This is a genomic window from Nocardioides sp. (assembly GCF_029937575.1).
In the GTDB taxonomy this organism is placed as follows: domain Bacteria; phylum Actinomycetota; class Actinomycetes; order Propionibacteriales; family Nocardioidaceae; genus Nocardioides.
Map to the genome: position 1 here is coordinate 1 of NZ_JAPYPS010000105.1, position 9,206 is coordinate 9,206.

General features: G+C 71.8%; 8 protein-coding genes, 1 tRNA gene and 1 other RNA gene. 7 read left to right on the forward strand and 3 right to left on the reverse strand.

Translation table 11 applies throughout. From position 1 onward, the window contains the following. Positions 1 to 352: 352 nt before the first annotated feature. Positions 353 to 442: transfer RNA gene (locus tag Q1K33_RS19935), tRNA-Ser, on the reverse strand. Between the two features lie 55 nt (positions 443 to 497). Here Q1K33_RS19935 and ffs point away from each other — a divergent pair. Continuing rightward, positions 498 to 587, forward strand: an RNA gene (ffs, locus tag Q1K33_RS19940) — signal recognition particle sRNA small type. 29 nt (positions 588 to 616) lie between these two features. Here the strand turns inward: ffs and Q1K33_RS19945 are convergent. Further along, on the reverse strand, positions 617 to 2,260 hold the full coding sequence (locus Q1K33_RS19945) for a metallophosphoesterase family protein (RefSeq protein ID WP_300406550.1): 1,644 nt from the start codon (positions 2,258 to 2,260) through the stop codon (positions 617 to 619). A 103-nt stretch (positions 2,261 to 2,363) separates the two neighbouring features. On the opposite strand from Q1K33_RS19945, the gene Q1K33_RS19950 reads away from it, so the two are divergent. From Q1K33_RS19950 to Q1K33_RS19975, 6 genes are all read left to right on the forward strand, one after another. After that, entirely contained in the window at positions 2,364 to 4,616 is a 2,253-nt protein-coding gene (locus Q1K33_RS19950; RefSeq protein WP_300406552.1) for a DNA polymerase III subunit gamma and tau, read from the forward strand. An 88-nt stretch (positions 4,617 to 4,704) separates the two neighbouring features. Next, complete coding sequence (locus Q1K33_RS19955) at positions 4,705 to 5,112, forward strand: YbaB/EbfC family nucleoid-associated protein (RefSeq protein ID WP_300406554.1); 408 nt, start codon at positions 4,705 to 4,707, stop codon at positions 5,110 to 5,112. Between the two features lie 68 nt (positions 5,113 to 5,180). After that, the gene (gene recR, locus Q1K33_RS19960; protein ID WP_300406556.1) at positions 5,181 to 5,777 is read left to right on the forward strand and encodes a recombination mediator RecR; all 597 of its coding nucleotides are present in this window, start codon (positions 5,181 to 5,183) and stop codon (positions 5,775 to 5,777) included. Continuing rightward, a complete protein-coding gene (locus Q1K33_RS19965) occupies positions 5,774 to 6,397 on the forward strand; it encodes a DUF5063 domain-containing protein (RefSeq protein WP_300406558.1) in 624 nt (207 codons plus the stop codon). The genes recR and Q1K33_RS19965 overlap by 4 nt, the downstream gene beginning before the upstream one ends. 81 nt (positions 6,398 to 6,478) lie before the next feature. Continuing rightward, positions 6,479 to 7,759 (forward strand): aspartate kinase, encoded by a 1,281-nt coding sequence (locus tag Q1K33_RS19970; protein WP_300406560.1) that lies wholly within the window; start codon positions 6,479 to 6,481, stop codon positions 7,757 to 7,759. Between the two features lie 4 nt (positions 7,760 to 7,763). Then, a complete protein-coding gene (locus tag Q1K33_RS19975; RefSeq protein ID WP_300406562.1) occupies positions 7,764 to 8,792 on the forward strand; it encodes an aspartate-semialdehyde dehydrogenase in 1,029 nt (342 codons plus the stop codon). Positions 8,793 to 8,822: 30 nt separating this feature from the next. On the opposite strand, the gene Q1K33_RS19980 is transcribed toward Q1K33_RS19975, so the two are convergent. Beyond that, positions 8,823 to 9,206: hypothetical protein (locus Q1K33_RS19980; protein ID WP_300406564.1), on the reverse strand; the 384-nt coding region annotated here is incomplete at its 5' end.

Below are 9,206 nucleotides of genomic sequence, written 5' to 3' on the forward strand. Positions count from 1 at the left end.
GACAGTCAATCTGGCTCAACCATGGGGGTTGTGGACAACCACGTCATCCACAGGGCTGTGGATGATTCGTGGGTAGGCGGGGGTGCTGGAGGGCGCTCAGGTCGCCGGGTCTCGAGGTTCGTCGCTGGCGCTCCTCGACCGACAGTGGATCACGTGGCCGAGGAAAGGGATTCGAACTTGGCGGTGGTGGCCCGACGCCGTCGCACCTCGAGACCCCGATTCACGCTCAAGTTGAGCGTGACGTGCACGACGGAACAGCCAACGACGTCGCCCCGCGGGTCAGACCGCGGCGGTGGTCCACCAACGACCTCGACCTGGGCCGTAGCGGCCCAGGTCAGAGGTGGTCGAGCACTGGCGGAGGATAGGGGATTCGAACCCCTGAGGGCTTTCACACCCAACCCGCTTTCCAAGCGAGCGCCATAGGCCACTAGGCGAATCCTCCGCGGAGGAGCCTACCCGTGGTCCTGTCCGCTCGCCCAATCGCCTATGGTGGGGCCAACCCCCCGCGTGGCGGCACCTCGCTGAATCCCCCAGGGCCGGAAGGCAGCAAGGGCAGGTGAGCTCTGTCGGGTGCGCGGGGGGCCTTTCTTCTCCCGGCTGGTCGCGACGCTCCGGCTCAGGACCTTCGGTCGAGCCGCAGCCGCACGCGGGCCGGCGCCGTGGCCCGGTCGCCGCCGTAGCGCACGGTCACCTTGCTGCCGAGCATCTTCTTGGGGAGCTTGACCTCGGCCCTCGCGCCGGTGAGCTTGCGGCTGCGCAGCCGCTCGCCTCGGTGCCAGACGCTGATCCGTCCCGAGGGCTTGGCACCAGGCGACGTCACGCGTACGGCGAGCCTGCGGCGGTGCTGGGAGATCCGCAGCGTGGGTGTGACGCGCTCCGGGTCCGGCTCCGGCTCCGGCTCGGGCTCCGGCTCCGGCTCGGCCCAGGGCCCGAGGTGCACGCCGTCGCGAACGACCTTGCCGTCGGGCGAGGCGACCACCGTGAAGGCATCGACCAGGTCGCCGACCTCGAAGCCGTCGGCGTTGGCCTCGTCGCGCAGCGCCCCGACGTGGGAGCGGTAGACCAGGCGGTCGTCGTACACCTCGATGCCCTGGTAGCAGGTCAGGCCCTCGTGGCCGACGACGCGGACCGCGTCGTTGTCGGTCCAGTTGTTCGCCTCCGCGGGGGCCAGGTCGTAGTACTTCCCACCACCGTTGCTGACGACGTACGTCGGCCCGCGATGGCCGGCACCCTCCTCCTCGGCGTCGTTGGCGGCGAGGTGCCCTCGCGCGTAGGTGTGGTCGTGGCCCTGCAGCACGAGGTCGACGCCCTCCTCCTCGAAGACGGGCAGCCAGGTCGCGCGAGTCAGCGGGTTGTCTCGGTCGGGGGTGGCCGAGAACATCGGCTGGTGGAACGTCACGACCGACCAGCGGCCGGGGTTCTCGCGCAGCGCCTTGCGCATCCAGATCGCCTGGTCCGGGCCGCCCAGCGGGGCGTTGCCGTTGAGCGAGATGAAGCGCACGCCCTGGTAGTCGCAGAACCAGACGTCCTCCTGGTGGAAGGCGGGTCCGTTGCCCGGCATCTCGAAGTGACCCTTGTACTGCTGCAGCAGCTGGTCGCCGCTGTACTCGTGGTTTCCCGGCGAGGCGATGACGAGCTTGTCGTGCGCCAGGGCGCCGGCGCCGGAGAACCAGTGCGCCCACTCCTCGTCGTTGTCGGCGTTGTTGATCAGGTCGCCAGCGTGCAGCGAGAGCGCGGCATCGGGGTAGGCGGCCAGCGCCCGCTCCACGTTGACGGGCCAGACGGTGTCCAGGCCGATCTGGGCGTCGCCGAAGTACAGGAAGGTCCATCCCGGTGCCGGGATGGTGGACGCGGTGGTCAGCGAGTGCCACGACGACCAGCCACTCTCGGGGCTCCCCACGCGATAGTCGTACGGCGTGCCCGGCGCCAGGCCCTCCAGCGCCGCCGTGTGGTGCCGGGCCGCGGGCGCGCCGCCCATCAGGTTGACCCGAGTGGTCGTGGACACCGGAGCCGTCCGGACGGTGCCGTCGCCGGCGACGTACTCCACCAGACCACTGGTCGTGGCGTCGTTGGTGCGCCAGGTGATCGACACCGACGACGAGGGTGACGACGTCGGGTTCAGGGCGATCCGATCGGGCACCGGCGTCGGCTCGACGACGATGCCGAGCAGGGAGCGGGCCTGGGCGGGGATCGCGCGGGCGAGCGTCGTCACGACGGGCAGGGCCACGATCGCGGACAGGGCGGTTCGGCGGGTGAGCACGCCCGATTCAACGACGTCAAGCGGTCCCTGCTGGTGAAGCCACCGTGAACATCGGGCGCCGGGTCGGTACCCACTGTCCCAGGGGGTCGTTAGGGTCTCGGGTGTGGACTCGCCCCTCGCCCTCTACCGCCGCTACCGGCCGGAGACCTTTGCCGAGGTGATCGGGCAGGAGCACGTCACCGAGCCGCTCCGGGCCGCCCTGAGCAACAACCGCGTCAACCACGCCTACCTCTTCTCCGGGCCGCGCGGCTGTGGCAAGACGACGTCGGCGCGGATCCTCGCGCGCGCTCTCAACTGCGAGCTGGCGCCGGTCCCCGACCCCTGCGGCGAGTGCGACTCGTGCCGCGACCTGGCCCGTAACGGGCCCGGGTCCATCGACGTCATCGAGATCGACGCCGCCTCCCACGGGGGTGTCGACGACGCGCGCGACCTGCGCGAGAAGGCGTTCTTCGCGCCCGTGCGCAGCCGCTACAAGGTCTACATCATCGACGAGGCCCACATGGTCACCACGCAGGGCTTCAACGCCCTGCTCAAGCTCGTCGAGGAGCCGCCGCCCCACCTGCGCTTCATCTTCGCCACGACCGAGCCGGACAAGGTCATCCCGACCATCCGCTCGCGCACCCACCACTACCCGTTCCGGCTGATCCCGCCCCGGCTGCTGTCGTCCTACCTCACCGAGCTCTGCGACAAGGAGGGCGTCACGATCGAGCCCGCCGCGCTGCCCCTCGTGGTGCGCGCCGGCGCAGGCTCGGCTCGCGACACGATGTCGGTCCTCGACCAGCTGCTCGGCGGCGCCGGCCCCGAGGGCGTCACCCATGCCTTGGCGAGCGGCCTGCTCGGCTACACCCCCGACACGCTCCTCGACGAGGTGGTCGACGCCTTCGCCGCCGGCGACGGGTCGTCGGTCTTCGGCGTGGTCGACAAGGTGATCGAGACCGGGCAGGACCCACGTCGCTTCACCGAGGACCTGCTCCGCCGCCTGCGCGACCTCGTGATCGTCGCCGCGGTGCCCGACGCGCCGGCCACCGGGCTGATCGACGTCTCCCAGGACCAGGGCGAGCGCCTGGTGGCCCAGGCGTCGAGGTTCGGCCGCGCCGACCTGAGTCGCGCCGCGGACCTGGTCGCCACGGGCCTGACCGAGATGCGCGGTGCCACCGCTCCTCGACTCCTGCTCGAGCTGATCTGCGCCCGGGTGCTCCTGCCCGGGGCCGACCACACCACGCAGGGGGTGCTCGCCCGCCTCGACCGGATCGAGCGACGGGCCTCGATCACCGGCACGGTCGCCGCACCGTCGGCGGTCCCGGCCCCCGCCGCCTCCCCGGTGGAGCCCGCGCCGCCGGTCCTGCCCCCCGAGCCCGTGCGGGTCAGCGTGCCGCAGCCCGCCGCTGCCGCGGCGTCTCCCGCGCCGGCCGCGGAGCCCGAGCCGGCCCCTGCCCCTGCCCCAGGCCCAGCGGCTCCGGAGCCGGCGCAGGTCCGGATCAGCTCGACGCCTCCTGCTCCCGCGGCCACGACGCCGGTCGAGGTCATCCCGGAGCGCCCCGCAGCGCAGGAGCCCGGGACCCAGGCGCCCGCACCCGGTCCCGGCGCACCGCCCGCACCCGAGCCGCGAGCGCCGGCCGCCGCCTCCGCGCCGGCCGCCTCGGCAGGCTTGTCGTTGGTCGAGGTACGGCGGCTGTGGCCCGACGTCATCGAGGCCACCAAGCAGCGCCGGAAGATGACCTGGATCCACCTCACCCAGAACGCCCAGGTCGTCGCCGTCGACGGCGCCGTGCTGACTCTCGGTTTCGCCAACGCCGGGGCCAGGGACTCCTTCGACGCAGGCGGCAGCGCCGAGATCGTGCGGCAGGCGGCCATCGACGTGGTCGGCACCGCGTGGCGGATCGAGACGATCATCGACCCCGGCGCCTCAGCAGGCCAGGCCCCCCCGCCGCAGCAGGAGGCGGCGCCGGTCGAGCGCGCGCCCGCGGCTGCGGAGCAGCAGTCGACCCCGGCCGCTCCAGGCGTCCCCGACCAGCCCCCCGCTCCGTCGTGGGCCGCCCCCGACGAGTCCCAGCCGCCGCCCCCCGAGGCGCCGCCCGCGTGGCTGAGCGACGACGCCCCACCCCCGGGAGAGACCCCCGGACCGCCCGAGCGACCGGCTCCGGACCCGGGCGGGTCGTCCGCGGCCCGGGACGCCATCCGGGCCACGCGCACCACCGACGAGGCGCCCGACTCGAGTCGGGCCGAGGCGATGGCCGCGGCCGACGCCGACGCGAGCCCGGACGACCTCGACGCCGACTCCGACCAGCTCGGCACCGACGACCTCCTCGCCCGCGAGCTGGGTGCGCAGATGATCGAGGAGATCCCGAACGAATGACCGGCACGACGACCAGCGCCACGATCCGTGGGTGCACCAGCGCCCACGGCCGGCCCACCACTGCACGACGTACTCGGATGGAGACCCGATGACCCAGAACCCCTTCGAGGCCCTCGGCGGTGCCGGCGGTTTCGACATGAACGCCCTGCTCGAGCAGGCCCAGCAGATGCAGGCCACCATCGAGTCGGCGCAGCAGCAGCTGGCCGAGACCGTGGTGGAGGGCACCGTGGGCGGGGGAGCCGTGACCGTGAAGGTCAGCGGCGTCGGTGACCTGCTCGGGGTCGACGTGACGCCGGGCACCGTCGACGGCGACGACGCGGAGTCCCTCGCCGACCTGAGTGACCTCATCGTCGCCGCCTACCGCGAGGCCAAGGCCCAGGCGGACCAGGCGGCGGCCGACGCCCTCGGCCCGCTGGCCGGTGGTGGCGGCGGCATGCCCGGGATGCCCGGTCTGCCGGGCGCCGACGGCGGGGCCGCCCCCAAGCTCGGTTTCTGAGGCACCCTCACGGCTCCACCTGCGCGCCGCCCACCTGAAGTGGGGGTGGTGCCGTCTAGGCTCGCGGTGTGTACGAGGGCGTGGTCCAGGACCTGATCGACGAGCTCGGGCGACTGCCCGGGGTCGGACCCAAGAGCGCCCAGCGCATCGCCTTCCACCTGCTGCAGGCCGACCCGGTCGACGTACGACGTCTCTCCGACGTGCTGATCGAGGTCAAGGCGAAGGTGAAGTTCTGCGTGACGTGCTTCAACGTCTCCGAGGACGAGCAGTGCCGGATCTGCCGCGACCCGCGCCGCGACCCGACGGCGCTGTGCGTGGTCGAGGAGTACAAGGACGTCGTCGCCATCGAGCGCACCCGCGAGTTCCGAGGCCGCTACCACGTCCTGGGCGGCGCGATCTCCCCGATCGACGGCATCGGGCCCGAGCAGCTGCGCATCCGTGAGCTGATGATCCGGCTCTCCGACGACACCATCACCGAGATCATCCTGGCCACCGACCCCAACCTCGAAGGAGAGGCGACCGCGACCTACCTCACCCGTCAGCTCAAGCCACAGGGGTTGCGCGTGACCCGTTTGGCGAGTGGACTGCCGGTAGGCGGTGACCTCGAGTACGCCGACGAGGTCACTCTCGGACGTGCGTTCGCAGGAAGGCAGACAGCACCATGACCCAGCTCCCCCCATCATCAGGACAGCCCGGGACGGCCGGCGCCCCGGCCCTCGACAGCGAGACCGAGGAGTTCGCCCAGCAGATCGCCGACTCCGTGGCGAGCTTCCTGCTGGCGCTGCGCGAGATCGCCCGCGAGGCCGACGGAAGCCGCGCGATCTCGTTGCTGCTCCTCGAGATCAGCCAGGTCCTGCTCGCCGGGGCTCGGCTCGGCGTCCAGCAGGACTTCGAGCCGGCCTCCGAGCACCAGCCCGACGTCGGCCCCGAGGCCGATGTCGACGACCTGCGGCTGCGGCTGGCCGAGATGCTCGGCAACCTCGACACCTACAGCTTCGTCTTCGACCCCTACGTGCCCGAGGTCGTGGCGAGCAACCTGTCCGACGACCTCGCCAGCATCGCCACCGACCTGGAGAACGGCCTGCGTCACTTCCGCCAGGGCAACGTCCGCGAAGCGCTGTGGTGGTGGCAGTTCTCCTACGTCTCGTCGTGGGGCAACCTCGCCGGCGCCGCGCTCAACGCGCTCCTGTCGGTCGTCTCGCACGACCGCCTCGACGTCGACTACGTCTCCGAGAGCGACCAGATCGAGGCCGCGGAGGCCGTGCTGGACAGCGGTCGGGGTTGACCCGCTCCCCTCGGTAGGATCGGGCCGCAGGATCCGGCACCCGGGTCCGTCCCTCAGCCCCGATCCCCAGGAGTGAGCCCGGTGGGCATTGTCGTGCAGAAGTACGGCGGTTCGTCCGTCGCCGATGCTGCCGCCGTCAAGCGCGTCGCCCGCCGCATCGTCGAGGCCAAGAAGGCCGGCAACGACGTCGTGGTCGCCGTCTCGGCGATGGGCGACACGACCGACGACCTGCTGGCCCTCGCCGAGCAGGTCAGCCCGTTGCCTCCGGCGCGCGAGCTCGACATGCTCATGACCGCCGGCGAGCGGATCTCGATGGCCGTCGTGGCGATGGCGATCTCGGACCTCGGCTTCAGCGCGCGCTCCTTCACCGGCTCGCAGGCCGGCGTCATCACCGACTCGGTGCACCAGAAGGCCAAGATCATCGACGTCACCCCCGGCCGCATCTCCACGGCGCTGGAGGAGGGCCACATCGTCATCGTCGCGGGCTTCCAGGGTGTCTCGCAGGACACCAAGGAGATCACCACCCTCGGTCGCGGCGGCACCGACACGACCGCGGTCGCGCTGGCGGCGGCGCTCGACGCGGACGTGTGCGAGATCTACACCGACGTCGACGGCGTCTTCACCGCCGATCCCCGCATCGTCCCGGCGGCCCGCAAGCTCGACCGGGTCACCTACGAGGAGATGCTCGAGCTCGCTGCCTGCGGGGCGAAGATCCTGCACCTGCGCTGTGTCGAGTACGCCCGTCGCTACAACATCCCGATCCACGTCCGTTCGTCCTTCAGCCAGCTCGACGGCACCGTCGTCTCCGGCAGCATCGAGGACCGCACCCAGGAGGACTCCATGGAGCAGGCGATCATCGCCGGCGTCGCCCACGACCGCAGCGAGGCCAAGATCACCGTGGTCGGCGTGCCCGACAAGGTCGGCGAGGCGGCGCGGATCTTCGAGGCACTGGCCGCGGCCCAGACCAACCTCGACATGATCGTGCAGAACGTCTCAGCGGCTGCGACCAACCTGACCGACATCTCCTTCACCCTGCCCCGCGGCGACGGACAGGCCGCGATGGCGGCCCTGGCGGCGCTGCAGTCGGAGATCGGCTTCGAGAGCCTGCTCTACAACGACCAGATCGGCAAGATCTCCCTCATCGGCGCCGGCATGCGCTCCCACCCGGGCATCACCGCGAAGTTCTTCGGCGCCCTCGCGTCCGCCGGCGTCAACATCTCGATGATCTCGACCTCGGAGATCCGGATCTCGGTCGTCGTCGAGGAGTCACAGGTCGACGAGGCGGTGCGGGCCACGCACACGGCGTTCGACCTCGACGCCACCGAGGTCGAGGCCGTCGTCTACGGCGGGACGGGGAGGTAGCACGATGACCAGCATCGGCATCGTCGGCGCGACCGGACAGGTCGGCGTCGCCATGCGCCAGATCCTCGAGCAGCGCGACTTCCCGCTCTCCGAGATCCGGTTCTTCGCCTCCGCCCGCTCGGCCGGCACCGTGCTGCCGTACGCCGGTCGCGAGATCACCGTCGAGGACGCCTCGACCGCCGACCCGACCGGGCTCGACATCGCGCTGTTCTCGGCCGGGGCGACCACCTCGCGCGCCCAGGCTCCGCGCTTCGCCGCGGCCGGCGTGACCGTGGTGGACAACTCCTCGGCCTTCCGCATGGACCCCGACGTGCCGCTGGTGGTCTCCGAGGTCAACCCCGGCGACCTCGCGCACGCCCGCAAGGGGATCATCGCCAACCCCAACTGCACCACGATGGCCGCGATGCCGGTGCTGCGGCCGCTGCACGACGAGGCGGGGCTCGTCCGGCTGATCGCCTCCACCTACCAGGCGGTGTCGGGCTCCGGTGTCGCCGGCGTCGAGGAGCTGGCCGGCCAGGTCGCGGCGGCGGGTGACAAGGCCTCCGAGCTCGCCTACGACGGGGCCGCCGTGGCGTTCCCGGAGCCCGCGAAGTATGTGCGCCCGATCGCCTACAACGTGCTTCCGATGGCGGGCTCGATCGTGGACGACGGTCTCGGCGAGACCGACGAGGAGCAGAAGCTGCGCAACGAGTCGCGCAAGATCCTCGGCATCCCCGACCTCCTCGTCTCCGGCATCTGCGTGCGGGTCCCGGTCTTCACCGGTCACTCCCTGGCGATCAACGCCGAGTTCGCCCGGTCGTTGCCGGTCGAGCGGGCGCGCGAGCTGCTCGCGGGCGCTCCGGGCGTGGAGCTTTGCGAGATCCCGACCCCGCTCCAGGCCGCCGGTCAGGACCCGTCGTACGTCGGTCGGCTCCGGCAGGACGAGGGGGTGCCGGACCAGCGCGGGCTGGCGCTGTTCATCAGCAACGACAACCTGCGCAAGGGCGCGGCTCTCAACACGGTGCAGATCGCCGAGCTGCTCGCCGCACGCTGAGTGCCGCTGGCCGGCCGTCGGACGTGGGGCTCAGTCGTCCTGCGGAAGCTGGACGGTGGCGACCCACCAGGCGCCCGCGAACGTGGCGGCGCACAGCAGCGGCAGCACGACGATGATGGCCGCACTGTCGAAGAGGCCACCGAGTGCGAGGATCGCGACGAGGCTCGCGACCCCGACGCCGAGGAAGCTCGTGAGGCCGGGCTCGGGGAGCTTCGCCCAGGCCAGCAGGAACCGGCCGATCACGACGGCCACGGCGAAGACGAGCACCAGGCCCACCATGCCCGGGCCCTTTCCGCACGACGTGTTGCCGTTCAGGACCTCGCAGCCGCGAAAGCCCAGCGAGACCAGCCCGAGCAGCGCGGCCCCGGTGACCAGGCCGGCGAGCGCGGCTGCGGCCACCGCGGGGACGGGGAC